We start from the raw sequence: 25,605 nt of genomic DNA on the forward strand, positions 1-25,605 counted from the left end.
GGTACAGCCCCTAATCCCTGCCTGTATTTGCCTACCCTTGCTTTTTCCCAAAATCAGCGGGAATTTTAAGATGCGGCAATAATAACAAAGCCGGAATCCCACAGAAAAACACATATAAGAAAAAGGCGGTATAGCCCAGCTGCGTCTGCAACCAACCACTCACCATTCCCGGGAACATGACGCCCGCAGCCATAAAGGCGGTACAAAAAGCATAGTGACTGGTTTTCAGTGGGCCATCCGCCAGGTAAATCATGAACATCATCAGGGCTGTAAAGCCAAAACCATATCCTAATTGCTCCAAAACCACGGCCAGCCCCACCCAAAGGATGTTTTCCGGTTGAAAATAAGCCAGCACCGCATAGCCCAAATTGGGAATGTTCAGACTGAGCGTCATCCAGAAAATCCACTTTTTCAGCCCGAATTTAGAAATGGCCCAACCGCCCGCAAGTCCACCGACGATCAAAGCCCCGACCCCAAAAGAGCCGTAAATTAACCCCTGAGCTTCATTATCGAGCCCTAAACCACCCACCTCCCGGGCATCCAACATAAAGGGAGCGACTAATTTCAACAACTGTGCCTCTCCCAATCGAAATAACAGAATGAACAACACGCCCATGGCGATATTCTTCTTCACAAAAAAAGAAATCAGGGTAGCCCTGAAGCCGGCAAGAAAATCAAAGCGTTCCGTTCTCTCCTGCTCGACCTTTGGGCAAAAAAAGTGGTGATACACGGCCAATCCGACTAAAAAAGCGCCCAGAATTAATAGCGCAGAAGTCCATACTTTCTGGAAATCATTTTGATAAGACTTGGCCAAAACCCCGGTCAGGTACACCAAAGGGCCCTGCATCAGAAACATTCCCAAACGATAAAAGACCGATCGCAGCCCCACAAAAAGGGATTGATCTTTTTCCGAAAGCCCCAACATATAGAATCCATCTGCGGCAATATCATGGGTCGCCGAGGTGAAAGCAATCAAAAATAAAAGGGCCATGGAAAGCTGAAAAAACCAGGGTAAAGGCAAAACAAAAGCCACTCCGGCAAACAAAAGCCCCATCAAAAACTGGGTAATGACCACCCACTCCCGCTTGGTTTTGTACAGATCAACAAAAGGACTCCAAAGAGGCTTGATTACCCAGGGAATATTCAAGAGGGAGGTGTAGGCCGCTATTTCTGTATTCTCCAGCCCCAGGTTTTTGTACATGATGACCGAAACGCTCATCACAAACATATAAGGAATGGATTCGGTCAAATACAAAGAGGGCACCCATTGCAAGCCCCTGGCGGTGGTTGATTTTCTTCTGTACAAAGCGAAAAAATTAAATGCTATTTAGAAAAATGGGCAGCCACGGCTTTCCGGACACTTCCGTGTGCCAACAATAAAGCCTCTGCCTTTCCATACTCCAGACCGGTAGCTTCCATGATCATTTTGGTACCACGATCCACCAGCTTTTCATTGGTCAGCTGCATGTCCACCATGCGATTCCCTTTTACCCGCCCCATGCGGATCATGCAGGTAGTGGAGATCATATTCAGTAACAACTTCTGAGCTGTACCCGCTTTCATTCGTGTACTACCCGTCACGAATTCAGGCCCTACCACCGCTTCAATTGGAATTTCAACCGCCTGACTCAATTTGGAACCGGCATTACAGGTGATGCCCGCAGTGAGCAGTCCATTCTCTCTTGCCTTGGCAATACCACCCAAAACATAGGGCGTTCTGCCGGATGCGGCAATGCCCACCAGCACATCATTTTCGTTGATATCGAAGGCTTTTAAATCTTCCCAGGCCTGCTGCTCATGATCTTCCGCTGCTTCCACGGCTTTCCGGATGGCCCGATCTCCACCGGCGATCAGGCCGATAACTTTCCCCTCTACCCCATAAGTAGGAGGAATTTCAGACGCATCCAGAATCCCCAAACGCCCGCTGGTGCCGGCCCCTATATAGAATAATCTGCCGCCTTTTTTCATGCGCTCCACCGTGCCTTCCACCAGTTTTTCCACTGCCGGAATCGCCAGGGCAACTGCCGCATGCACCTTGGCATCCTCTTGATTCATATTCTCCAAAATCTCTCTGGCACTCATTTGATCCAGGTGCTCATATAAAGAGGAGGATTCCGTTGTACTCATATAATTATAGTTCTGTTTTTTTCTGATGATATTTTAACAAAGACCGAATGGGCGTTTTTTCAACCAACTCCAGATTCAACCCTTCATTTTTCAAAACTTCTTTCAAAATGTGCTGAAAATGCCAGGCCACCCCGCCCACCATGCGCAATTCGCAAGGGGTCTTGATCACCAGTGGTTTTAAATATTCCTGGTAATATATTTCAAATTGCCCTTTGACCAAAGCCATAATTTCTGGCTTATGAACATGCTGCGCCAAAAACGGCACAAACTGCGCACAATAACGGTTAGCGGAAGAAGTTGCATAAAGTGCCTGAATAATTTCCGCATCCGTACTTTGGGCATACTCCCGAAAATCATGCAAAATCTCTGAAGACATTTTCTTACGCAAAATCTTCTGCAGCAATTCCTTTCCCAAAAGCGCTCCACTCCCCTCATCTGATAATAACCAGCCTAAAGAGGTGGCTTTTTCATCAATTCCTTCCCCATTATAATAAGCCGCATGTGCGCCGGTCCCCAAAATTCCCATCAGCCCTTTTTCTCTTCCGTAAAGCGCCCGGGCTGCGGCCAGCAGATCACTCTCCACCACCACCGTCGCCTGGGGAAAGCAATACCGCAAGACATTCCTCACTTTTTGAACATTCACTTGTTGCCCACAACCTGCCCCATAAAAGAAAATTTCCTTTACTGCACCAAAAGGCACCGGCCATTCCACGGAACGGATAATTTCCAGCATCTGCTCCCTAGATAATAATAGGGGGTGAAGCCCCTTGGTCTCTACGATTTCTTCAAAGGGTAAATTGGTAAATGCCCAGGAAGCCTTGGTTCCTCCGCTATCGACGATTAATTGGATATTGCTCATAAAAATTACCTTTCCCGATTTTGAGGCCAACAAAAAATGAACCCTTCAAGATAACAAAAATCAAAGAGGAGCCCATAAACAAAAAAATCCCACGTCGGAAAAACGTGGGATTTAACTCTATTTTTTCAAGGCCCCTTAGGCCAATGCTCTCAATTCTGTATTCAACTGATCCAGCAATTGCTTTTTCACTTGTACCTTGCGCTCTTTCAGATCGGTTTTGCTGTCTACCAACTTCCCGAAAGCCGAACCAAATTTCTCCGCATTCTCACGGTAAAGATTCAATTCATTCATATCACGGTTGTACAATTCTCTTAACATGCGAATCAATGACTTCAACTGATCTTCTTCCGACTTTTGTTGAAATCCTTTCACTTTCTGAGAAGTCAAACGATACAGGAATGCACGCTCGGTGACCATATCACAGGCATTAAAGAAACGATCGGCCATTTCTTTAAACTGACCTTTTGGTAAGCGACCGGATTTTTTCCACTCTTCCTGCAAAGCTTTCACTTCTTTCACCGCATCCTGATCAGCACGACCTGCCAAAGCTTCTACTTTTTCCAAAAGGGCCTGCTTTACTTCCGTTACTGCACCACGCTTTTCTTCTTTGCGCTGCTTACGGACAGGATCCAATTTGGCGTAAAGTGCATCAGTCTCCTTCTTAAAGCGCTCCCACAATTCATTGCGAACTTTTACCGGCACTACCGGCAATTGCTTCCACTCCGGAATCAAAGTAGAGAATTCAGCATCTACTTTTTGTAGATCTTCCTCTTCCAACAAGGCATGCGCTTTGGCAATCAAAGCCTCATAGCCTGCGGTTTTCTCCTCCAACTCTTGCTTACGGGATTCAAAAAATGCATTTCTCTTCTCGAAAAATTCATTCATGATCGCTTCCATACGACCCTCGATCTCTTCACGGCTTTCTTCCGCTACGGCACCGGTTTTCAACCAACGCTGCTTCAGATCTTTGAATTTTTCTCCGGCTTCCCGTAAATCTTCGATTTCCCGAATGACTTCCGCCTCTGCCAGAAGAGCAGTTTTAATTTCCAGGTTTTTGGCACGGTTACGGTCAATCAATTCCCGAATCAACACCTCGTACTGATTAAGCGTCTCAAAAAGAGGCTCATAATCACCTAAGGCATCAAATTCTGACAATTGCTTACGCAAGTGCACCAATTTCATTAAAAAAGACCCTTTATTCGTAGCCTCATCGATGGTTTTGGCCAGGTCGTCTACTTTTTGTTTTGCGAGTTCAAAGCGGTCTTCGAAATATTTAATCGAGGCAGCTTCATCTTCTTTCACGTCACCAATTTCGCGCTCAGGAAACTCGAGAAATCCATTGCGAAAAATTTTCCCGTCTTTGATGTACCCGTACTTGTTCGGTTCCAATGTATTGTGGATTAAGTTATCGTATTATAAGTACGTCTTTAAAATTGACTTTCGCAAAACTAATTAAATACCTTAAAAGAAACAGGGTTAAACCCAAAAATTAGCATATTTGCAATATTATATAAATGGAAACTTGATCCTGGCATAATACGCCAAATCAGCACTGTAAGTATCCATATTTAATAGGAAAAAAACCATACTATAGTATAATGAGTGATAATAAGATCATCTTCTCAATGGCGGGGGTTACCAAAACTTATCCCCACAAAAAACAGTTTTGAAAAATATTTACCTGTCCTTCTTCTACGGTGCCAAAATTGGTGTTTTGGGTCTGAACGGATCGGGTAAGTCCAGCTTGCTTAAGATCATTGCTGGTTTGGACAAAAACATTCAGGGTGAAGTAGTTTCTGATAAAGATTACTCGGTAGGGTATCTGGAGCAGGAACCACAATTGGATCCTGACAAAACGGTTAGAGAAATCATTGAGGAAGGTGTTCAGGAAGTGGTTGATCTTCTGAAAGAATTTGAAGACATCAATTTAAAATTCGCGGAACCGGAAATCCTGGAAGACCCGGACAAGATGAATGATTTGATTGTTCGTCAGGGTGAAGTACAGGAAAGAATTGATGCTTTGGATGGTTGGAATCTGGATAACCGATTAGAGCGCGCGATGGATGCCCTTCGCACCCCTCCGTCTGATCAAAAAGTAGGCGTATTATCAGGTGGTGAGAAACGCCGCGTGGCTCTTTGCCGCTTGCTATTAAAGGAGCCGGATGTATTATTACTGGATGAGCCTACCAACCACCTGGATGCGGAATCAGTATTCTGGTTGGAGCAGCACTTACAACAATATAAAGGTACGGTGATCGCCGTAACCCACGACCGTTACTTCCTGGATAATGTTGCAGGCTGGATTTTGGAGCTTGACCGTGGTGAAGGCATTCCTTGGGAAGGCAATTACTCTTCCTGGTTGGAGCAAAAAGAGAAGCGTTTGGCGATGGAGAAAAAGCAGGAAAGCAAGCGCCAAAAAACTTTGGAACGCGAGTTGGACTGGATCCGTATGTCGCCAAAAGGCCGTCAGGCAAAGCAAAAGGCGCGTATCAACTCTTACGACAAACTGGTTTCAGAAGAACATAAGGAGAAGGAACAATCATTGGAATTGTTTATCCCTGCCGGACCACGTTTGGGATCGAAGGTGATTGAAGCTCAGGGCGTATCCAAAAGCTTTGACGACAAATTACTGTACGAGGACTTAAATTTCATGCTTCCTCAGGGGGGTATTGTGGGAATCGTCGGACCTAACGGTGCCGGTAAAACCACGCTATTCAAAATGATCACCGGGCAACTGGCTCCGGATGCCGGAACTTTCGATGTGGGATCTACTGTAAAAATCGGTTATGTTGATCAGGAGCATGATAATCTTGATCCGAACAAAACCGTTTGGGAGGTAATCTCCGGAGGAAATGAATTGATGCTGGTAGGAGAGAAAGAAGTGAACTCCCGTGCCTACGTTTCTAAATTCAACTTCTCCGGTGCAGAGCAACAAAAACTAGTAGGCGAGCTTTCCGGTGGACAGCGTAACCGCGTGCACCTGGCCATGACTTTGAAAGAAGGCGCTAACCTGTTGTTACTCGATGAACCGACCAACGACCTGGACATTAACACCCTTCGTGCTTTGGAGGAAGCTTTGAATGAATTCGGTGGTTGCGCCGTAATCATTTCCCACGACCGTTGGTTCCTGGACCGTGTTTGTACGCACACCCTGGCTTTTGAAGGAGAATCTCAGGTAAAATGGTTCGAAGGAAGCTTCACCGAATACGAAGAAGATCGTATCAAGCGATTGGGCGGATTAATGCCAACACGTATTAAGTATAAAAAACTGACGAAATAAATAGTGTATTCCAAGAAGGGGCCACCCCTTCTCCCAGAAATTCATTTTTCCTGGAAACAGAATGTACTAACCTTAACATTTTCAAGGCGAAACCATGGTTTCGCCTTTTTTTCCTCACAATGTTATCCTATCTTTGCGCAACTCTCGCGTGAATGCGAAAAGTTGAAGATATTTTCGAGAATTATTTGATTAACAATCTCGAAAACACTACTTTTGCAGTCCTGTATTCTGAAGAGGAAAAAACAATTAAAAAAAATATATAAGTTAAAGCATGGCAAATCATAAGTCAGCGTTGAAGAGAATCCGTTCCAACAACGCAAAACGTTTGAGAAACAGATATCAACTAAAATCAACTCGTACTTTCATCAAGAAATTGAGAGGTACTAAAGATGCTGCTGAGGCGCAAGATCTTTTCAAAAAAGTATCTTCAATGATTGATAAGCTAGCTAAACGCAACATCATTCACAAAAACAAAGCAGCCAACAACAAATCTAAATTGGCGAAATTTGTGAACGCACTATAAGAAACTTAGAAAACCTCACTACTCAGTGAGGTTTTTTTATGCCTTTTCCAATCTTACATCAGCCATAAAAAGAAGCAAAAAACATTTTTTGTGATGGTAGCTTTTATTCAAAAACTACCTAATGACCTACCCTAGCCAACAAAACCAACCTATTAACCTCTGGGCAGAGGACGATCGCCCCAGAGAAAAGCTTCAAAATATCGGCAAGCAAAACCTCAGCAATGCCGAGCTACTGGCTATTTTACTTGGCAGTGGCAGTAGAAACAAAACGGCCGTACAATTAGCGGATGAAATCCTAAATGAGTACGAGAACAGCCTCCGGACACTTTCTCACTCCCAAATCAAGGAGCTCACCAAATTCCGGGGAATGGGGGAAGCCAAGGCCATCACCCTCATTGCAGCCATGGAATTGGGAGAAAGAAGATTGAGGGAAGAAGCGAAAAGCAGAACCAGAATCACCAAATCTATGGTAGCGTACGAGGCCATTCAACCCCACTTTTTAAACCTCAAACATGAGGAGTTCTGGATTCTTTGCCTGAACAATGCCAATGAGATACTGGAAATCTGCAAAATTTCGGAAGGAGGTTTAAGCCACACTCCGGCCGACCCCCGCATCATTTTTCAGAAAGCCATTGAAGTCAGAGCCACAAGAATCATCCTCACCCACAACCATCCCAGCGGCAATTTGTACCCCAGCCATTCCGACATCAATCTGACCAAAAAAATAGCCGAAGGCGGTAGAATTCTGGACATCATGGTGGTAGATCACCTGATTTATACCGACAATGGCTACTACTCCATGGCTGATGAAAACAAAATGCCCTAAGCCGAATTATTCAACACCAAAATCAGAAAATCAACTTATTTTCAACCAATAAATTTTATGTTTTCTGATTTAAGCCCGATTAATCACTGCTAGATTTAGCTCTTCACCCTAAGCAGCTTATCTCCAACCTACCAACCTAATAAAGGTATGCTTTTTAATTTTTTAATAACCCAAATTGGGCCCAGCTTACTTTCTCCTCAACGCTCTGCTTTCCTGGAAAAAACTCGAAATAGAAAGCTATTCCTTCTATTTCTCCGCCTTGCAGCTCAACGAGGATTTTCCGAGTAGAGCGGGTTGTTACCTCCCCGCTCCCTCACAGACCCGTACGAGCGGATTTCCCGCATACGGTTCCTCCTAAATTGGTTTCGCTTTCTGAAAGCTGTGATAGATTTTTGGTTTAAGTAGTGGCCTCCATTCTGTAATTAAGCGATTGTACCGCTCCCAATTCCATGCAGGACGTCCACCTCTGCGATTTAGCCATTTATGGAGCATACGCCTGACATGGTGATAATAAGCATGCAGACTTCTGCTATTGAAGGTGATTCCATAGTAATTATAGTATCCGCGTAATTTCAAATTCAATTCATTGATGATTTCATCGAGTTTACGATGCCGGTTTGACTTTATCCAGTCTTGCATTTTAGCGAGGGAGAGGTTCAGCTTTTTACTCGCTGTTTTTCTTTTCAATATCATTTTTCCGTTGCGACTTTCGCTTAGAAAATGTGTAAATCCCAGAAAATCAAAACCTCTTTCGCCTTCGCCTCTTTTGCTCTTTAGGTTAATGATCTTTGTCTTGTCAGGGTGTAATTCAAGATTAAATTTCTCAAATCGCTTTTGCAAAACATTCATTACCCGATCGGCGTCCGAAGCATTATCAAAACCCAATACAAAATCATCGGCATGGCGGACAATAGTACTTTTTCCCTTTAATAATGGCTGTATTTGCTCGGAAAACCATTCATCCAGCACATAATGCAAATAAATATTACTCAGCAAGGGAGATACTATCCCTCCTTGAGGGGTACCCTCTGTTGGATATTGCAACTGCTCATCCTCCAGTATACCTGCTTTTAACCATTTATTTAGCGTTCTGCGTATCACGCCATCTTTGACCCGTAAGTCAAGAAACTCTCGAAGTTGTGCATGATTGATGCATCCAAAGTAGTTCTTTATGTCAGCATCAATGATGTAATGCAATCCTTTAAAGCTTACTTCCCTAAACATATATTCCACAGCTTGATGCGCAGAATATCCATTCCTGAATCCGAATGAAAAGGCCTTAAATTCCTCTTCATAAATGGGGTTCAGGGTGCGGCGCACACTTTCCTGAAGTATCTTATCTTCAATGGTCGGGATGCCCAATGGGCGTTTCCCTGATTTTCCCTTGTCGATATAAACCCTGCGTATAGAAGGAGCTCGATACTTCCCCGTTTTAAATTCGGTTAATAGTGCTGGTATGCGAGTTTCAGATTCAAGATTGTAATGATACCAACATTTACCATCCACGCCCGGACTACTATTCTTGTTCAGGCTGTGAAAACAATCTGTTAGCATATTTTCGTCTATGAACTGGCTTACATTCGTCAATGCAGTGTTCTTGTGTTTTCTTGCTCGTGCTGCTATCTCTAATTCTACTGTTGACATCTTTTTAGTTGCATCCGGTGCTTGTTTTAATGTTTCTAAATTATCGACCCAATTTAAGGCATCCCCCAGGCCAATCAGACCCAGGTTTTCCCTTCCCTACTTACTGGCTTTCTTGGGTAAAGATTTCCCAGCTTTCAAACGGTACTATGGAGATGCTAAGACTGCCTTTGCCCATCTCATTCCCTGCGGTTTCCCTCGGTACTGATACCACTACGATATGCTCTCATTCTTAGCATCAGACATGGTGAGCATATAGACCATGCTGATTTGGAAATTTACGGTAGGGATTTCCATATTAACCCTTGTTTCGGGTGGAGGCAGGAGGCTCTCCCGTGTTTCCATGCGTGCCTATTGTACCTTTGACGTAAACCAAGACCCCGGTCGAATCAATGCTACTTGTCATTAATGCTACATTGATGTTGCACCAACTATGCTTAAGGTTAATGCTTCAACAATGAATTATATTTCGAGGCTAACAATACGCCTTCGGCACTCGCTGTATACGCTTCATGCTGGCATTTCTACCAACTATGCAATACTCGCTTACGGTGGCTGACCAACCTTTCCGTGCAGGATTTAATACCTGCAGGCACACTAAAAGGTGTTTCATTTTGTTTTTTAGAGGTCGGTAGGTAAACACATATTAAAATAGGTTGTTATAACTGTAAAAGCCATACAATCATGAAAATTTTCAAGGGACAGGATCTTATTGCCTTTACAACGAAATTCCAATCAGACTTAGAGTGCCAGGAATATTTAGCGGCACAAAAATGGGACCATGGTTATACTTGTAGAAAATGTGGCCATGGAGCAAGTCAGGTTCGGAAGAATCACTCTCGTACCTGCAATAAATGTAGCCATACAGAATCACCAACGGCAAATACACTTTTTCACAAAGTTAAATTTGGTATTAGAAAGGCATTTTTTATTTGTTTCGAAATGTCTACATCGACTAAGAGTTTTTCTGCCAGATATATGGCTAAAAGGTATTCAATCACCGAAAAAACGGCGAGAATGTTTATGCACAAAGTTCGGGAGGCAATGAAATCAAGTGAACAACATCCGATGCAGGGTACTGTCCACGTTGACGAATTTGTGATTGGAGGAAAGGAAAATGGGAAAATAGGCCGCAGCTATCATACAAAGAAGAAAAAGATTGTTTGTGCCCTTGAATTAACGGAAGATTTAAAAGTGAAACGGATGTATTCGATGAGAATAAAAGACTATTCCAGTAAGGAGTTGAGGCAGATTTTTGATCGTCATATATCACCAAATGCAAAGGTTACAGCAGATGAATGGAGAGGGTATGATCCAATTGCTGAAGATTATTCATTGACCCAGATTAAAAGTGAAAATGGGATGAATTTCAAAGCATTACACACGATGATTCATCAGGTAAAATCTTGGGTTCGAACAACCTTTTCATGGGTGAGCAAAAAGCACGTAGATCGGTATTTAAGTGAATTCAATTACCGATTAAATCGCTCACAAACAAAAGAAACGATCTTCCATAATCTGATTTCGAGAATGGTTAGGTCAGAAAAAATTTACCAGACCCAAATTTTATGCATTTAACTACCGACCTCTATTATTTTTTATACGCTTTCAAATCCCCACCTTATGGACTTGCACGGCGCAAAAGCATGAATAATCCGGATTAAATAAAAAAGCCCGACAATTGCCGGGCTTTTCCTATCAAATTAACATTTTCTGCTTATCCAATTGCTTTAGCCGGATTACCAAAAACCGTTTCTCCTGCCTTTACATCAGAGATCACTACTGAGCCCGCTCCCACACGAGCACCTTTCCCAATGGTAACCCCTGCTACGATGGTTACACCTGATCCAATAAACGCTTCCTCCTCAATGGTAACATCGGCATTGATATTAGAGCCTGTACCAATTTGAGCAAAATTTCCTACTTTAACCCCTGCGTCCAGATTTACGCCTGCGTGAATTACACAATGGCTTTCCACTTCCACGCCACTTCCGATAAATGCTTTGGCATTAATGAAATTCCCATAACCAAAAGAAGCACTATCTGAAATGATCGCTGCCTGATGAACCGCATTAGCCGGCTGAACTTTTCTTTTTTCATTCAGCATCTCTACCTGATTTTTGCGAAGCTCAGTTTCATCCGTAGCGATAAAAGCCTCACATTTTTTACCAATCAGCTTGGTAAACCCTCCGTCATCAGGGAAACCTAATACCGGAACAACATCTATTTCTGTATGGTGTAATGCTTCATTTTCATCCAAAAAGCCGTAAACCTCAATCTCATTGCTTTTAAAGATTTCCAGGGCTGCTTTACCGATGCTGTTGGCACCGAAAATAATTACCGGATTTTCCATTTTATTTCTTCATGCTTAATTTCGTGCGCAAAGATAGTAAATCTTCTTGGTAAAAAGGTTTAAACTATCTCCCGACCAAAAGGTCTCAAAGCCAAACCGGCTAATTTAAAATGTTGCTTCCCAAAAGGAATACCTATTATAGTAATACAAAAAAGGATGCCAAAACCAATATGGGAAAGCCAGATCCAGATTCCCCCACAAAGAACCAGACGATATTCATGATCGTCCACAGACAACCATGATCCGTCTCTCTTTTGCGGACTTCCTTCCCAAATGGAAATAGTGCCAACTCCGTTAACTTTATCGACTGCAAACCAAAGGGAATCCCCACTACCGTGAGCATCATCGCCACGCTGGCCAATAAATATTCTATGGCAATAAAAACACCGCCAAAAACAAACCAGATAATATTACCCAGAAGACTCATAACTAAAGATTTATTTTTTCATTTTTAATGCATACACCATTGGGATCAGGCCTTCCATCCCTTTAATCTGATAGCCTTTTTTGCTCTTCACCGTATTGGGAAAGCAGTCATAGGGAGAATAATCAAATTCCTGACATACTTCCAGTTCCAATCCGGCATCCAATAGCGCCTGAATCACTTCACTCATGCCATGGTTCCAGCTGTAGGAAGTGTTTTTAATAGGAGCTTCACGATCCGCATAAGTTCCTTCTATTTCCTCCACTATGGTATCTGCCTTTAAATAAGGATAGGTAATTTGGGTAAAATTATCATCAAACATCCAGACCACCGGATGAAACTCCGCGAAAATGAAAGTTCCACCAGGCTTCAGGTGTCGGGCAATTTGCCTTGCCCAAAGATTAATATCATGCAACCAGCCTACCGTTCCGTAGGAGGTAAAAACCATATCAAAAGTTTTACCTTTTAACACCTGATCCATTTCCAAAACATTCCCCTGATGAAAAGTAGCCGCCAATCCGGTCTGACTACTTAAATCCTGCGCCGCCTTTATCGCTTCATCGGATAAATCAACACCAGTAACCTCTGCCCCCATTCTAACCAAAGAAAGACTATCCTGCCCGAAATGGCATTGGGGGTGAAGAATACTTTTGCCCTTCACCTCTCCCAAAAGGGCTAATTCTATCTCCATCAGCGCATTCCTACCGTCAACAAAGCTCTCATTATCATAGAATTCCGATTCCAGATGATGCGGTGTTTTCGCATTCCAAAGTGCGCGATTGGCTTCTATATAATTATCCATAAAATCTAATTGATGTGGGTAAACAATCCTCACTTCCTCGGTTTTTTTATAAAAAAATCAGGGCTAAAGATCGGATTTCCTTATCTTTGCGCGTTAAAATAGTGATTTAGCGTTGGTTGTCCAATTGAGGACAATAATTTGTATTATGGCGAGAAAGAAACTGAAAGATATTAAGGGATTGACCATTGAGAAGGTAGCAGCAGAAGGCAACTGCCTGGGTCATGATGAGGAAGGTCGAATTGTGTTTGTATCCCATGCAGCACCCGGAGATGTGATGGATGTGCGCGTGGTAAAAAAACGCAAGAAATTTATACAGGCTGCTCCCGAGGTAATTCATACTTTCTCGGATTTGCGACAGGAACCGTTGTGTGAGCATTACGGCCTTTGTGGTGGCTGTAAGTGGCAGCACCTGAAATATGAGCATCAGGTAGAATTTAAAACGCAGGTGGTTCGTGAAACTATGGAGCACCTGGGAAAAATTGAAATCCCGGAGATTCCATTGGCGCTTGGCTCAGAAAAGACCGAATTCTACCGCAATAAAATGGAATTCTCTTTTACGAATTTCCGTTGGTTGACAAAAGAAGAAATTGCTTCAGAGGAGAATCAGGATCGTCGTGGCCTTGGCTTCCATATTCCGGGTGGCTTTGATAAAATTATCCATGTGAACAAGTGCTGGTTGCAGCCGGATCCATCCAACGCCATCAGAACGGCGATTGATACTTTCGCCAAGGAAAATGAAATCCCTTACTACAATGTAAAATTTCAGGAAGGCCATTTACGAAATGTGACCATTCGTACGGCCAATACTACCGGCCAGATCATGGTGATTTTACAAGTGTTTACTGATGAGGAGAAGTGGACCTTACCTTTGGTGGATCATTTGAAAGCAGAATTCCCGGAAATCACTTCTCTTTACTATGTGGTGAACAAAAAAGGAAATGAAACCATTTTTGATCAGGAATTGATTTTGCACCACGGCACCCCTTATATTGAGGAGACCATGGAGGATCTGACGTACCGTGTGGGACCTAAATCTTTCTACCAAACCAATTCAGAACAGGCTTATCAGCTGTATTCGGTTACGCGTGATTTTGCCGGACTAACCGGAGAGGAAGTGGTTTATGACTTGTATACCGGTACCGGAACCATTGCCAATTTTGTAGCCAAGAAAGCGAAACAGGTCGTGGGAATTGAATATGTGGAAGCTGCGATTGAAGATGCCAAAATCAACTCCGAAATCAACAAGGTGGAAAATACCTTATTCTACGCCGGAGATATGAAAAACGTATTGACGGATGAATTTGCCGCTAAGCACCCTGCGCCGGATGTAGTGATTACTGACCCTCCGAGGGCAGGAATGGATACGGAAGTAGTGGAAATGTTGTTGAAATTGGCCCCTAAACGCATTGTTTATGTGAGCTGCAACCCCGCTACCCAGGCAAGAGATCTGAACCTGTTGGATGCCAAATATAAGGTAACCAAAATTCAGCCGGTGGATATGTTCCCGCACACCCACCATATTGAAAATGTTGTCGCACTGGAATTGAAATAAAAGAAAACGACCTATGCATAATGATCCGGAATTAGACGGTAAATACCTGGGCACCATCACCCAGGATTTTGCTAAAATCGCAGATAATTTGAAGGAAGCTTCCTATGCGGTTCGCCGTAAAGGGTTTTCTGACTTTCCTATTTTCCCTATTTCCAAAATGGGAATGCCTGTCGGGCAGGTTTTCCTAAAAATGGGAGAGCTTGATTTGCAATGGAATTACAACATTACCTTCCTGGAAGAATTTGTTCAGAGAGGCCTGATTGAAAAAGGAGAGAAAGAAGAGGGCTTTAAAAAATCTTATAAAAATCCGGATGAGTTTTGTTGCTTGTTCGTGATGGATGGGGCTTTCACGAATTTTGTCTTTATTCCTTATCCGGAAGATGATAAAGCCGTGCTGTAAAACCGGTTGAAAGCCATAAAAAAAGGTTCGGGGAATAGTCTCCGAACCTTTTTTATTTTCTTTAACACCAAAAACAATTAAGCATCTTGGTTTTTAGGGCGACGGTTGTAATTGCCTTTACGGCCTCCGCCACCTTTATTTCCGCTGTAGTTTCTTTTCTTATTGAAACGTCCGCCATTTCCTCTGCGCTCCGTGGAATAGCTTGGCTGTCCGCCGAAAGATTCCGGCAATGGCACCTTCATCACTTCTTTTTCAATCAACTCCTCAATTCTGCGGAACTTGCCACAATCCCTCGGGTTTATCAAAGTAACCGCAAAACCTTTACGCTCTGCTCTTGCTGTACGGCCCACACGGTGTACATAGTCCTCCGGGTCATTTGGCACATCATAATTGATCACCATCGATACGTCATCAATATCAATTCCTCGGGAAACAATATCGGTAGCCACCAAAACCTGGAACTGCTTGTTTTTAAAGCTCTGCATGATCTGCTCACGCTCTTTCTGCTCCAAATCCGACTGGAATGGTTCAGCCTTCAAGCCCCATCGTTTCATTTCATGGCCCAGCTCCTTTACTTTGGATTTAGTAGAACAGAAAACGAATACCGTGGGCAATTTCTCCTCATTCCCAACCAGAATACCTTTCAAAATGCTGGCCTTTTGCTCATCATAAGCCATAAAAGCTCCCTGAAGCACTCCCTCAGCAGTAGTAGATACTTTAAAGGTAATCTCTTCCGGATCTTTCAGGATATTTTTGGCTAAGCTGCGAATCTTTGGTGGCATGGTTGCAGAAAACATCAAGGTCTGACGGCTCTCCGGAAGTTTTCCCACAATTTGGTTAATATCTTCCTGGAATCCCATGTCCAACATTCTGTCAGCTTCATCCAGTACCAAAAACTGTAAATCATCTGTTTTCAGATAGCCCTGGTTAAAATGCTGAATCAGACGGCCAGGCGTGGCTACAATAATATCAGCACCATTTTTAATGGCTGAGCGCTGCTTTTCCCAGTTCCCTGCATCATTCCCTCCATAAATGGCCACTGTACTCAAAGGGGCAAAATAACTCATGCCTTCCAATTGCTGATCAATCTGAATGGCCAGCTCACGAGTTGGGGCAATGATAATGCAACTAACCGAATTACTTTTCGGAGCATCTCCCTCCAACAATTTGTGCATTACCGGCAATAGATAAGCTGCCGTTTTTCCGGTTCCTGTCTGTGCACAGGCGATCAAATCCTTTCCTTCTATCGCAAGAGGAATAGCGGCCTCCTGAATGGGCGTCGCATCTTCAAACCCCATTGCCAGAATGGCATCCTCTATGTTGGGGTTAAGATCAAAGTCTGTAAATTTCAAATCCTATGGGTTAATAAGTTTTTATTGGTCCAAAGGGATTTAAAATGATACCCGACCCTTCGGACGACCAATTTTTTTTTCACTATGTGGTCTCTATCAAATGTAAATCTAAAAAAAAGCAGGCATTTAATGCAGTTTTACTGATTTTTTAGGAAGAAAGGCCCACTGATCCACAAAGACACTAAATATTTTACGATAAAATATAACTAAATAAAGTCGTTTATGTGATATTTTTTAAATGATTAAATTAAAAGGCATAAAAACCATATTTAAAAATTGATTCATCTTGACAATGAAGGCTTTAGGTGGGTTCAATAGAAATTCTTGGAATTGATCAAAAAACACCAAAGCAGGTAATGATTAAGGTTTTAGTGACTAACAGCCGTTAATCGGCAGGGTTTGAACAGTGATATCTCTTGAAATAGGCATGAAAGAAGTCCATGTAATGTTTAAGCGAATTTCACCAAATCACTATAACCATAATTATCACATGAAAGAAACCTACTTTAATCAGATTTTCAGAAAAAAGTCATTTTTGGCTGTTCTGGTCTGTATGATGATGGTGGCCAGCCCGGGTTTATGGTCATCTATGGCAAAGGCGGATCCCGTCGATATTTTTGAATGTCTACCGAATATAGAGGTAAATAACGATGCCGGACAATGCGGAGCAATTGTCCATTGGGAATATCCGGCCGAGCCTGATGGAGTTTATTGGTCTTCCACGCATGAGCCTGGCTCTTATTTCGAAGTAGGAACCACCAAAGTCACCATTACGGCCAAAGAAAACGGAAATGAAGCATCCTGTTCTTTTTATGTTACAGTAAAAGATAATGAGAAGCCCAAGCTAAAAGTGCCGGATAATTTCACCGTTTATGCGGGCTCCGGACTTGACGACGGAGAGGTTTGTTATGCGAAAGTAATGTATGAATATAAAGTCTCGGATAACTGTGAAATCGCCTGGACCAAAGTGGTGAAGGGTAATGAATCCGGAACTATTTTCCCACTTGGTGATACCGAGGTAGAAATATTGGTTTGTGACGTCAATGGAAACCGTAAAAGCAAAAGTTTTATTGTGACGGTAAAAGACGGCAGCAAACCTGTACCCGCCAAGGAATACTTACCTGTCGTTGAGGGTTATTGCAAAGTGGAAGTAACGGATATCCCAAAAGCCTTCGATAACTGCGATGATTTAATCCTGGGACAAACACAGGATCCTTTGTATTACGATCAAAAAGGGGAGTATGAAATTTCCTGGTATTATGCAGATGCTGCAGGAAATATTTGTGAGCAAAAACAAACGGTCATCGTAAAAGCCAGCCCCCTTGCAATCAGTATTAAGAAAAATCAGCCTTCCTGCTATGAAGGAACCAATGGATCCATAAAGGTAATTGTTGAAGGTGGCTGTGAACCCTACGCCTACAAATGGTATTACGAAGGCCAGGAAATGGTTGGGGAAGAAGGGAATTATCAGGGAGACCTCCTTGCCGGAACCTACAAAATTAAGGTTTGGGATGCTGCAGGGCAGATGATTATGAAAACTGTTGAGCTCAAGCAAAAAGATGAACTGGTTGTCAAAGTAGTAGAAGTAAGCAATCTGGAATGCCGCAATGATGACAATGGAATTGCGGAGGTCTATGTTGAAGGAGGAAAAGCACCTTATAATTATGCTTGGTATGAAATTGATGGCAGCCAAATTGAAGGGGAAACCGAAAGTAGAATTGAAACCCTCTCCAAAGGGGAATATTATGTATTGGTAACGGATGCCCGGGGTTGTAATAAGGTGTGTTATTTCACCATGATCAATCCTCCACGATTGAAAGTTGAGTTAGCAACTACTGATGCGCTATGCTATGGAGATGCCAACGGAATGGCCGCTGTAAAGGTTACCGGCGGAACGGGTATGTATATGGTGGAATGGTTTGACCGCAATGACAGACCTATTCAGTCTATTGGAGACAAATTCTCCATCATGGGATTGGCGGCCGGAGACTACAAAGTAGTGGTAACAGACGCGAAGGATTGTAAAAGAACCAAAAGATTCACCATTGGGGAACCGGACTTATTGGAACTAGTACAGGGGCAGGCGTACGGCGCTTCTTCTTATTCAAAAGCAGATGGTGGTTTTGAAGTAAGTGCGCAGGGTGGCACTCCTCCTTACCTGTTTAAATTAGAAGGAGGGGAATACCAGGACCACGGTAAATTCATGGGACTGAAACCAGGGACATATAAAGTCTATGTGGAAGATGCCAATGGTTGTGAGGCGTACATTGAATGTGAAGTTCCGGTAACCGGACCAAAATGTCTTAATGCTTGCGGAGGAGAATACCGCTCGGATGCCGGCATTCCTTTTTATGCAGATGATCATTATGTAGAAGGTGGACGTTGTTATTCCCGCGAAGCCAGAATTTACAATACTCAGGATCCTTACCTATACCAATCTGAAAGATACGGGCATTTTACCTACCAAATTCCGGTGGATAACGGAGCCTATGAGGTTGAGCTTCATTTCGCTGAAATCTATTGGGACCGGGAAGGCAAGCGTAAGTTTGCAGTAGACATCGAAAGAGAAAATGTTTTAGACTGCTTCGATATTTATAAAGAAGCCAATGAGGAGAATCACGGACAAGGGGGTAAAAATGTGGCCATCGTACGAAAATTCACCACGGAAATTTCAGATGGCTATGTGAATATCCGCTTCTATGGAGGTAGCTGTAACAGAGATTATCCAAAAATCTCGGCCATTTGTATCAAACCAAAAGAAACGTTACCGTATAATGCTGCGCCGAAAATCGTCCAGATGGAAAATAAAAAAATATATGTGGATGATTACGTGAGTTATTATGTGTCCGCTCATGATGAAGAAGATCATAACCTGCATTATTATGCCACTAACCTGCCTTACGGTCTGGAAATTGACGAATACACCGGACAGATCCATGGTACCGTTGCTTCAGAAGCCGGGTATTATGAGGTTGAGGTAAGCGTTAAAGATGATGGATATCCATCACGGGAAGCTAAGATGAAATTCCAAATAGAGGTATGTATCACCCCCGAACAATGGGGCAAACTTTGCATCAATGCCAATGGACGTGCACTTATAGATGAATATGGCAACGAATTCAAAGCAGATGATGGGTCTTATTTTATTGGGGCTAACCGTTATAATGTAAGCCGTGAGATCTATGGTACTGATGACGACGCCCTCTATCAAACAGAACGTTGGGGGGAATTCTATATGGAATTGAGAGATCTTCCAAATGGAAAATATAAGGTGACTATCTACTGTGCCGAAATTTACTTCCGAGAAGCGGGACAACGAAAGTTCAATATATATGCCAATGGCGAACAAAAGTGGTATGATTACGACCCATTCTATGAGTCCTATGACAAAAATGGCTATGGCAAGGACTATGCAAATTATGACTACTTCTATTGCATCGTAGAAAATGGAAGGCTGAAGTTGGAATTCAAAAGAGGAAGAGCCAATTATCCGAAAGTTTCTGCTATCTGTATTGAGGGTGTAAAATACGAATACACAGATGATAATCGCACCATTGCAGATGAAAACCTCCTGAATGGGTTTGATCAGGAAGAGGAAGCCGGCGTTTATCCGAATCCTGTAGTGGATCAATTTACCGTGAAGTTAGAAAATGCCACCTCTACTTTACCTGCAGTAAAAATTGTCGATGGTGCCGGAGCTGTAAAAGTTTTAGCTACCCAACAATTAAAACTGAAAGGAAAAGAACTAAAAGTTAACCTGGGGGGCGATCGCTTCAACTCCGGTGTTTATCTCATGGAAGTTTCAGGTCAGGAAGGCTGGAAACAAGTGGAGAAAGTGATGTTTAAATAATAGAAATCAACAATCGAAAAGGGGCTGTCTCAGGGTTTGGGACAGCCTCTTTTTTATTTTTTAGGATCTGAATCTGAAAACTGTCCATCACCAACATTCCTGATTCAAACCCCCAAACACAAAAAAGCCCGGAATCATTTCCGGGCTTCTGCGGTCTGGACGGGACTCGAACCCGCGACCTCCTGCGTGACAGGCAGGCATTCTAACCAGCTGAACTACCAAACCAGGCTTTTTAAGGGGCTTAGCCCTGGGGTGAAAGACCGGTCTCGAACCGGCGACCTCCGGAACCACAATCCGGCGCTCTAACCAACTGAGCTACAATCACCATTTATGCTTTTCGGAATTATCTTAAATCCTTCCAGTACAGAAAGGGCATGCCCTTTCTCTACGTATTATTGAAATGATTCTTACTTCAATAATTCCACACTTCTGCGGTCTGGACGGGACTCGAACCCGCGACCTCCTGCGTGACAGGCAGGCATTCTAACCAGCTGAACTACCAAACCAAGCTTTTTAAGGGGCTTAGCCCTGGGGTGAAAGACCGGTCTCGAACCGGCGACCTCCGGAACCACAATCCGGCGCTCTAACCAACTGAGCTACAATCACCATATGCTTTTGCGGAATTATTTTAATTCCTTATGGTACAGACAAGGCATGCCTTGTCTCTACATTTTAATATTGAAATACTATCTATTTCAATAACTCCACTCTTATGCGGTCTGGACGGGACTCGAACCCGCGACCTCCTGCGTGACAGGCAGGCATTCTAACCAGCTGAACTACCAAACCAGGCTTTTTAAGGGGCTTAGCCCTGGGGTGAAAGACCGGTCTCGAACCGGCGACCTCCGGAACCACAATCCGGCGCTCTAACCAACTGAGCTACAATCACCATATGCTTTTATACGGAATTATCTAAAATCCTTCCAGTACAGACAAGGCATGCCTTGTCTCTACATTTTTATATTGAAATACCATCTATTTCAATAATTCCACTCTTATGCGGTCTGGACGGGACTCGAACCCGCGACCTCCTGCGTGACAGGCAGGCATTCTAACCAGCTGAACTACCAAACCAAGCTTTTTAAGGGGCTTAGCCCTATGGGTGAAAGACCGGTCTCGAACCGGCGACCTCCGGAACCACAATCCGGCGCTCTAACCAACTGAGCTACAATCACCATATGCTTTTATACGGAATTATCTAAAATCTTTCCAGTACAGAAAGGGCATACCCTTTCTCTACGTATTATTGAAATGATCTTTATTTCAATAATTCCACTCTTCTGCGGTCTGGACGGGACTCGAACCCGCGACCTCCTGCGTGACAGGCAGGCATTCTAACCAGCTGAACTACCAAACCAAAAAAGCAAAAGCTTTGTTATGTGATGAATTTTGCGGTCTGGACGGGACTCGAACCCGCGACCTCCTGCGTGACAGGCAGGCATTCTAACCAGCTGAACTACCAAACCTTTGCATTAGATTTATCAAGAAGCTCCGAAGAGCTAGCGGTCTGGACGGGACTCGAACCCGCGACCTCCTGCGTGACAGGCAGGCATTCTAACCAGCTGAACTACCAAACCTAAATAAATCTTTTGCTAAAACATCAAACACAAACTGCTATTGCTTGCGGTCTGGACGGGACTCGAACCCGCGACCTCCTGCGTGACAGGCAGGCATTCTAACCAGCTGAACTACCAAACCAATAATTTATGCAAACAGTGTGATGATCTTTTTATAGTACAAAACTCAATCACCAAAAATTTCAAATATTTCAGGAGAGCTATTCTCTTCCTAACCCCTCAGGCAACTGTTGTTGTCTTTTGGGATTGCAAAGGTAGAATCGTTTTTTTAAAACGCAAAACTCTCCTGAAAAAAAAGTCGATTATCTGTCAAAAGTTAAACGTTTCCCCTTAACTGATTCGTTGAAATTTCCATCTTTATAGGCATGATGCCCCGAAACGATTGTATGCTTCACAGAGGACTTAAAAGTTTGACCCTCAAAAGGAGACCAACCACATTTAGAATGTACATTATCCCTGCTCACGGTCCAGGCATCTTGTAAATCTACCAAAACGATATCAGCAAAATAATTTTCACGGATATAACCCCGTTTTTCTATCTCAAAAAGAATGGCTGGATTATGACACATTTTTTCTACGATTTTTTCCAATGTGATTTTGCCGGCATGGTACATTTCAAGCATAGTCACCAAAGAATGCTGCACCAAAGGCCCACCTGATGGCGCTTTGAAATAGCTGTTATCTTTTTCTTCCAAAGTATGAGGAGCATGATCGGTCGCGATCACATCGATTCGGCCATCCAATACGGCTTTAAAAATTTCATCGCGATCATTGGCGGTTTTCACAGCGGGATTCCACTTAATCAGGGTGCCTTTTTTCGCATAGTCTTCCTCCGAGAACCACAAATGGTGCACACAGGCTTCTGCAGTAATGCGTTTTTCTGTTAGGGGCGTTTGATTCTCAAACAACTCCAACTCCTTTGCCGTAGAAATATGCAAAATATGAAGTCGGGTGTTATGTTTCTTCGCCAGCTTCACCGCCATGCTGGAAGACTTATAACAAGCCTCTGCTGAACGAATCTCCGGATGGCAGGCAATCGGCACTTCTTCTCCGTATTTTTCCTTATAAGCCTCCGTATTCGCTCTGATGGTCGCCTCATCCTCACAGTGGGTCGCGATCAACATGGGCACCTTAGAAAACAGTCCTTCCAACGTCGCCTCATCATCTACCAGCATATTTCCGGTGGAGGAGCCCATAAAAGCTTTGATCCCACAAACATTTTTAGGGTTGGTTTTCAACACTTCCTCAAGATTGTCATTGGTCGCCCCCATAAAGAAAGAATAATTCGCTAAGGAAACTTCTTCCGCCCGCTTATATTTATCCTCCAACAGCTCCTGGGTGACCGCCTGAGGTACCGTATTAGGCATTTCCATAAAAGAAGTAATCCCTCCGGCCACGGCCGCTTTGGCCTCGGTATAAATTTCCGCCTTATGCGTCAGGCCCGGCTCACGGAAATGTACCTGATCATCAATTACGCCCGGCAACAGGTGAAGACCGGTCGCATCTATGGTTTCATCCGCCTCTTCGGTCAACTTTTCTCCGATTTTTGCAATCTTTCCGTCTTTGATTAAAACATCGGCCTGAAAGATCTTATCTTCATTGACTATATTTGCATTCTGAATGAGAATAGAGGGAAGCTTCATTGGTATTGTATTTATTTGATGAATATCCTTTCCCCGCTCTCTGACAGGTGAATCGCAGAGGCGAGGAACACATTTCCACAAAGATACAAGGCTAAAAACAGATGGCAACAGAAATAAAGAGTTTCGAGGACTTCAAACTTAACCGTCAATTATTAAATGCGATATCAGAGGCCGGCTATGCTGAGCCCACTGAAATCCAGCAAGCCGCCATTCCCCTGACCACCTCCGGGCATGATTTATTGGGTATTGCGCAGACGGGAACAGGAAAAACTGCTGCCTTTGTGCTTCCTTTGTTAATGAAAATAAAATACCCGCAGGGAAATGATCCCCGCGCCGTTATTTTAGCACCTACCCGCGAGTTGGTCATGCAGATTGATGCCAACATCAGCGAATTGGCCAAATACACCGAAATCCGACATGTGCCGCTTTATGGAGGGCAGGGACCCAAGCGACAAAAGGAAGCGGTAGAAGCCGGCGTGGACATCATCGTGGCCACCCCCGGAAGGTTTTTAGACATCTATAAGACGGGCGCTTTCAATACCAAGCAGATCAAGACCATGATTCTGGATGAGGCCGATAAAATGATGGACATGGGCTTTATGCCACAAATCCGGAACATACTGGAGATCATTCCTACCAAGCGACAAAACTTATTATTCTCTGCCACTTTCCCTCCACGGGTGGAAGAATTGTCCCATGAATTCCTTGAATTCCCGGAAAAAGTGGAAATCGCCCCGCAGGCCACCACTGTGGATACGGTGCAACAGCAGGCCTTTAAAGTGCCGAACTTCCGCACCAAAATTGAAATGGTGGGACATTTTCTGAAAGAGGAGGAAGTATTCAAAAGAGTCATCATTTTTGCGAATACCCGGACTACGGCGGATAATATTTTCAAATTTATTGAAAGAAAAGTCAAAGGAACGGTAAAAGTTATCCACGCCAACAAAGGACAGAATACCCGTATCAACGCCATGGAGGAATTCAAGTCCGGCAATGTGCGGGTATTGGTGACCACCGATGTATCCGCCCGCGGGATAGATGTCTCGGAAGTCAGCCACGTGATTAATTTTGATGTACCTCCCATTTATGAGGATTATGTGCACCGTATTGGGCGTACAGGACGGGCAAAAGCTGTGGGAAATTCCATCACGTTTATAAATCCGGCAGAGGAATATCATTTCAAAAAAATTGAGGAACTGATTCAAATGGAAGTTCCCCTGGCTGAAATACCGGAAAGCGTCAAGATTTTTGACACCCCAAAAGAAGAACAACAGGGCTATCTCCGCCATATTGATGACCTGAAGAAAAAAGAAGATCCTAACTTTAAAGGAGCTTTCCATGAAAAAAAGCGGGTGATTCAGGCCAGAGAAGATAAGGAAAGAAGGAGAAATACCGGCAACGCCTTTAGTAATTCCTCCAGAGGCAGGAGTAAAGGGGGCGGCAAAAACCGGAACCGCTCGGGAAGCAGCCGAAATGCCAAAAATCGCGGAGGAGGAAGAGGAAAAAGGTAATCAGCATTTCCCAAAGAAAGGCCCTTTGAAAAGCAAAAAGCCCTCAATATGTTGAGGGCTTTCTGTTTTCCTAAAAGTTCAGAGCCTATTGAATCCGAATTATGCACCGACAGACTCACCAATACACTGTTACAAGTGTTTTTCCTTTGATGTTTAACAAGCCAAATAGGGCAAACTTAGTTTCTCTCTTTCGTACCCTTACCTGGAACAACCGAAACAGGGACGCTTTCTTTCATTTTTCCCGCATTGCAGCTAAAAGAGGATTATAGCATGATTAATTCGGCTTATGAAAAAGCTTATGATTATCGCCTATTACCTGGCAATAAACTCTAATTCATGAGTGCCATAGTATCGGGGATCATCCGCACTTTCAACCCGAAATCTCACCAAAATTTTGCTTTGATTATTGGGTATTTGAGGATTTCCGCTTTCATCCACAAAAATAATTTGTGGATAAATCACATTGGCATTCTCTCCACTTAATTTAATTGTATAATAGGTTCCGTTGACATACTCCCAATCTGTTCCTAAATCAAGCCCCTCAGGAACATTACTCCCATAAATCTTCCCTGAAGCTGTTCGTGGGCTACTACATAAAATGGAAAGCTCAAGGTCGCTGAACAAATTATTCACATCGGACTGCGCATTTAAAGTCCAATCTCCATGAATCGCCCGGGCGAAATCAGCCTCCGGCCTATCTTTTGAATCACTAGAAGTCTGAGGAGAAACAAGGGTATCATCATCCGAGCAAGAGAAGGTGAACAACAAAACACAGATTCCGAGTAAATACAATAAGTTTTTCATAATAGTGGTGTTTTAAGGTTTGGTATTTACCACCACTATTGCCAAGGGAGTGCCAGAAATCAAAAAGGCTTCTCAGGAAGC

Annotated in this window: 19 protein-coding genes, 12 tRNA genes and 1 pseudogene; 8 read left to right on the forward strand and 24 right to left on the reverse strand. The window is 43.4% G+C overall.

The window, feature by feature from the left end:
- Positions 1 to 31 precede the first annotated feature (31 nt).
- The 4 genes from NG22_RS11665 to NG22_RS11680 form a co-directional block, all read right to left on the reverse strand.
- The gene (locus NG22_RS11665; protein ID WP_053405897.1) at positions 32 to 1,306 is read right to left on the reverse strand and encodes an MFS transporter; all 1,275 of its coding nucleotides are present in this window, start codon (positions 1,304 to 1,306) and stop codon (positions 32 to 34) included.
- A gap of 17 nt (positions 1,307 to 1,323) precedes the next feature.
- A complete protein-coding gene (gene murQ, locus NG22_RS11670; RefSeq protein ID WP_053405898.1) occupies positions 1,324 to 2,127 on the reverse strand; it encodes an N-acetylmuramic acid 6-phosphate etherase in 804 nt (267 codons plus the stop codon).
- A 4-nt stretch (positions 2,128 to 2,131) separates the two neighbouring features.
- Positions 2,132 to 2,986: a hypothetical protein gene (locus NG22_RS11675; RefSeq protein ID WP_157601044.1), complete on the reverse strand. Its 855-nt coding sequence runs from the start codon at positions 2,984 to 2,986 to the stop codon at positions 2,132 to 2,134.
- Between the two features lie 135 nt (positions 2,987 to 3,121).
- Positions 3,122 to 4,375 (reverse strand): DUF349 domain-containing protein, encoded by a 1,254-nt coding sequence (locus tag NG22_RS11680; RefSeq protein ID WP_053405900.1) that lies wholly within the window; start codon positions 4,373 to 4,375, stop codon positions 3,122 to 3,124.
- A gap of 209 nt (positions 4,376 to 4,584) precedes the next feature.
- On the opposite strand from NG22_RS11680, the pseudogene ettA reads away from it, so the two are divergent.
- The 3 genes and pseudogenes from ettA (at position 4,585) to radC (ending at position 7,615) form a co-directional block, all read left to right on the forward strand.
- Positions 4,585 to 6,266: pseudogene (gene ettA, locus NG22_RS11685) on the forward strand (energy-dependent translational throttle protein EttA).
- A gap of 271 nt (positions 6,267 to 6,537) precedes the next feature.
- Entirely contained in the window at positions 6,538 to 6,789 is a 252-nt protein-coding gene (gene rpsT / locus NG22_RS11690) for a 30S ribosomal protein S20 (protein WP_053405901.1), read from the forward strand.
- Positions 6,790 to 6,910: 121 nt separating this feature from the next.
- Positions 6,911 to 7,615: a DNA repair protein RadC gene (gene radC, locus NG22_RS11695; protein ID WP_053405902.1), complete on the forward strand. Its 705-nt coding sequence runs from the start codon at positions 6,911 to 6,913 to the stop codon at positions 7,613 to 7,615.
- Between the two features lie 354 nt (positions 7,616 to 7,969).
- Here radC and ltrA read toward each other — a convergent pair whose 3' ends face one another.
- Complete coding sequence (gene ltrA, locus NG22_RS11700) at positions 7,970 to 9,259, reverse strand: group II intron reverse transcriptase/maturase (protein ID WP_053405903.1); 1,290 nt, start codon at positions 9,257 to 9,259, stop codon at positions 7,970 to 7,972.
- Between the two features lie 681 nt (positions 9,260 to 9,940).
- On the opposite strand from ltrA, the gene NG22_RS11705 reads away from it, so the two are divergent.
- Positions 9,941 to 10,834, forward strand: a complete 894-nt coding sequence (locus tag NG22_RS11705) for an IS1595 family transposase (RefSeq protein WP_053403861.1) — start codon at positions 9,941 to 9,943, stop codon at positions 10,832 to 10,834.
- Positions 10,835 to 10,973: 139 nt separating this feature from the next.
- On the opposite strand, the gene NG22_RS11710 is transcribed toward NG22_RS11705, so the two are convergent.
- The 4 genes from NG22_RS11710 to NG22_RS11720 are packed head-to-tail and all read right to left on the reverse strand — an operon-like array spanning position 10,974 to position 12,835.
- Positions 10,974 to 11,609: a NeuD/PglB/VioB family sugar acetyltransferase gene (locus NG22_RS11710; protein ID WP_053405904.1), complete on the reverse strand. Its 636-nt coding sequence runs from the start codon at positions 11,607 to 11,609 to the stop codon at positions 10,974 to 10,976.
- 59 nt (positions 11,610 to 11,668) lie between these two features.
- Positions 11,669 to 11,800 carry a YccF domain-containing protein gene (locus NG22_RS18150; protein ID WP_253275724.1) on the reverse strand — a complete coding sequence of 44 codons (132 nt, stop codon included), beginning with the start codon at positions 11,798 to 11,800 and terminating at the stop codon, positions 11,669 to 11,671.
- Positions 11,746 to 12,036 carry a YccF domain-containing protein gene (locus NG22_RS11715; RefSeq protein WP_253275687.1) on the reverse strand — a complete coding sequence of 97 codons (291 nt, stop codon included), beginning with the start codon at positions 12,034 to 12,036 and terminating at the stop codon, positions 11,746 to 11,748. Before NG22_RS11715 ends, NG22_RS18150 begins: the two co-directional genes overlap by 55 nt.
- 10 nt (positions 12,037 to 12,046) lie before the next feature.
- The gene (locus NG22_RS11720; RefSeq protein ID WP_053406939.1) at positions 12,047 to 12,835 is read right to left on the reverse strand and encodes a class I SAM-dependent methyltransferase; all 789 of its coding nucleotides are present in this window, start codon (positions 12,833 to 12,835) and stop codon (positions 12,047 to 12,049) included.
- A gap of 145 nt (positions 12,836 to 12,980) precedes the next feature.
- On the opposite strand from NG22_RS11720, the gene rlmD reads away from it, so the two are divergent.
- Complete coding sequence (gene rlmD, locus NG22_RS11725) at positions 12,981 to 14,387, forward strand: 23S rRNA (uracil(1939)-C(5))-methyltransferase RlmD (RefSeq protein ID WP_053405905.1); 1,407 nt, start codon at positions 12,981 to 12,983, stop codon at positions 14,385 to 14,387.
- 13 nt (positions 14,388 to 14,400) lie between these two features.
- On the forward strand, positions 14,401 to 14,787 hold the full coding sequence (locus tag NG22_RS11730; protein WP_053405906.1) for a hypothetical protein: 387 nt from the start codon (positions 14,401 to 14,403) through the stop codon (positions 14,785 to 14,787).
- A gap of 77 nt (positions 14,788 to 14,864) precedes the next feature.
- On the opposite strand, the gene NG22_RS11735 is transcribed toward NG22_RS11730, so the two are convergent.
- The gene (locus NG22_RS11735; RefSeq protein ID WP_053405907.1) at positions 14,865 to 16,139 is read right to left on the reverse strand and encodes a DEAD/DEAH box helicase; all 1,275 of its coding nucleotides are present in this window, start codon (positions 16,137 to 16,139) and stop codon (positions 14,865 to 14,867) included.
- A 490-nt stretch (positions 16,140 to 16,629) separates the two neighbouring features.
- On the opposite strand from NG22_RS11735, the gene NG22_RS11740 reads away from it, so the two are divergent.
- Positions 16,630 to 19,989: a malectin domain-containing carbohydrate-binding protein gene (locus tag NG22_RS11740; protein ID WP_053405908.1), complete on the forward strand. Its 3,360-nt coding sequence runs from the start codon at positions 16,630 to 16,632 to the stop codon at positions 19,987 to 19,989.
- A gap of 151 nt (positions 19,990 to 20,140) precedes the next feature.
- On the opposite strand, the gene NG22_RS11745 is transcribed toward NG22_RS11740, so the two are convergent.
- The 13 genes from NG22_RS11745 to NG22_RS11805 form a co-directional block, all read right to left on the reverse strand.
- Positions 20,141 to 20,214 (reverse strand) — tRNA-Asp (locus NG22_RS11745).
- A 23-nt stretch (positions 20,215 to 20,237) separates the two neighbouring features.
- Positions 20,238 to 20,314: transfer RNA gene (locus NG22_RS11750), tRNA-His, on the reverse strand.
- Between the two features lie 107 nt (positions 20,315 to 20,421).
- A tRNA-Asp gene (locus NG22_RS11755) sits at positions 20,422 to 20,495 on the reverse strand.
- Positions 20,496 to 20,518: 23 nt separating this feature from the next.
- Positions 20,519 to 20,595: transfer RNA gene (locus tag NG22_RS11760), tRNA-His, on the reverse strand.
- A 109-nt stretch (positions 20,596 to 20,704) separates the two neighbouring features.
- Positions 20,705 to 20,778 (reverse strand) — tRNA-Asp (locus NG22_RS11765).
- A 23-nt stretch (positions 20,779 to 20,801) separates the two neighbouring features.
- A tRNA-His gene (locus NG22_RS11770) sits at positions 20,802 to 20,878 on the reverse strand.
- Between the two features lie 111 nt (positions 20,879 to 20,989).
- A tRNA-Asp gene (locus NG22_RS11775) sits at positions 20,990 to 21,063 on the reverse strand.
- Between the two features lie 26 nt (positions 21,064 to 21,089).
- A tRNA-His gene (locus NG22_RS11780) sits at positions 21,090 to 21,165 on the reverse strand.
- Between the two features lie 107 nt (positions 21,166 to 21,272).
- A tRNA-Asp gene (locus NG22_RS11785) sits at positions 21,273 to 21,346 on the reverse strand.
- 35 nt (positions 21,347 to 21,381) lie between these two features.
- Positions 21,382 to 21,455: transfer RNA gene (locus tag NG22_RS11790), tRNA-Asp, on the reverse strand.
- Positions 21,456 to 21,492: 37 nt separating this feature from the next.
- Positions 21,493 to 21,566, reverse strand: a tRNA-Asp gene (locus tag NG22_RS11795).
- Positions 21,567 to 21,613: 47 nt separating this feature from the next.
- Positions 21,614 to 21,687, reverse strand: a tRNA-Asp gene (locus NG22_RS11800).
- Positions 21,688 to 21,868: 181 nt separating this feature from the next.
- Positions 21,869 to 23,209 (reverse strand): dihydroorotase, encoded by a 1,341-nt coding sequence (locus NG22_RS11805; protein WP_053405909.1) that lies wholly within the window; start codon positions 23,207 to 23,209, stop codon positions 21,869 to 21,871.
- A gap of 101 nt (positions 23,210 to 23,310) precedes the next feature.
- Here NG22_RS11805 and NG22_RS11810 point away from each other — a divergent pair, with 101 nt between their 5' ends.
- A complete protein-coding gene (locus tag NG22_RS11810) occupies positions 23,311 to 24,720 on the forward strand; it encodes a DEAD/DEAH box helicase (protein WP_053405910.1) in 1,410 nt (469 codons plus the stop codon).
- A gap of 312 nt (positions 24,721 to 25,032) precedes the next feature.
- Here NG22_RS11810 and NG22_RS11815 read toward each other — a convergent pair whose 3' ends face one another.
- Entirely contained in the window at positions 25,033 to 25,524 is a 492-nt protein-coding gene (locus NG22_RS11815) for a hypothetical protein (RefSeq protein WP_157601046.1), read from the reverse strand.
- Positions 25,525 to 25,605: the final 81 nt, after the last annotated feature.

Origin of the sequence: Persicobacter sp. CCB-QB2, assembly GCF_001274635.1 — a bacterium.
GTDB classification, from domain to species: Bacteria; Bacteroidota; Bacteroidia; order Cytophagales; family Cyclobacteriaceae; genus Persicobacter; species Persicobacter diffluens.

Excerpts from the sequence above, each read along its gene's own strand:
- murQ (WP_053405898.1), bottom strand. The coding sequence starts at position 2,127 with ATGAGTACAACGGAATCCTCCTCTTTATATGAGCACCTGGATCAAATG.
- NG22_RS11675 (WP_157601044.1), bottom strand. The coding sequence starts at position 2,986 with ATGAGCAATATCCAATTAATCGTCGATAGCGGAGGAACCAAGGCTTCC.
- rpsT (WP_053405901.1), top strand. The coding sequence starts at position 6,538 with ATGGCAAATCATAAGTCAGCGTTGAAGAGAATCCGTTCCAACAACGCA.
- radC (WP_053405902.1), top strand. The coding sequence starts at position 6,911 with ATGACCTACCCTAGCCAACAAAACCAACCTATTAACCTCTGGGCAGAG.
- ltrA (WP_053405903.1), bottom strand. The coding sequence starts at position 9,259 with ATGTCAACAGTAGAATTAGAGATAGCAGCACGAGCAAGAAAACACAAG.
- NG22_RS11705 (WP_053403861.1), top strand. The coding sequence starts at position 9,941 with ATGAAAATTTTCAAGGGACAGGATCTTATTGCCTTTACAACGAAATTC.
- NG22_RS11710 (WP_053405904.1), bottom strand. The coding sequence starts at position 11,609 with ATGGAAAATCCGGTAATTATTTTCGGTGCCAACAGCATCGGTAAAGCA.
- NG22_RS11715 (WP_253275687.1), bottom strand. The coding sequence starts at position 12,036 with ATGAGTCTTCTGGGTAATATTATCTGGTTTGTTTTTGGCGGTGTTTTT.
- NG22_RS11720 (WP_053406939.1), bottom strand. The coding sequence starts at position 12,835 with ATGGATAATTATATAGAAGCCAATCGCGCACTTTGGAATGCGAAAACA.
- rlmD (WP_053405905.1), top strand. The coding sequence starts at position 12,981 with ATGGCGAGAAAGAAACTGAAAGATATTAAGGGATTGACCATTGAGAAG.
- NG22_RS11730 (WP_053405906.1), top strand. The coding sequence starts at position 14,401 with ATGCATAATGATCCGGAATTAGACGGTAAATACCTGGGCACCATCACC.
- NG22_RS11740 (WP_053405908.1), top strand. The coding sequence starts at position 16,630 with ATGAAAGAAACCTACTTTAATCAGATTTTCAGAAAAAAGTCATTTTTG.
- NG22_RS11805 (WP_053405909.1), bottom strand. The coding sequence starts at position 23,209 with ATGAAGCTTCCCTCTATTCTCATTCAGAATGCAAATATAGTCAATGAA.
- NG22_RS11810 (WP_053405910.1), top strand. The coding sequence starts at position 23,311 with ATGGCAACAGAAATAAAGAGTTTCGAGGACTTCAAACTTAACCGTCAA.
- NG22_RS11815 (WP_157601046.1), bottom strand. The coding sequence starts at position 25,524 with ATGAAAAACTTATTGTATTTACTCGGAATCTGTGTTTTGTTGTTCACC.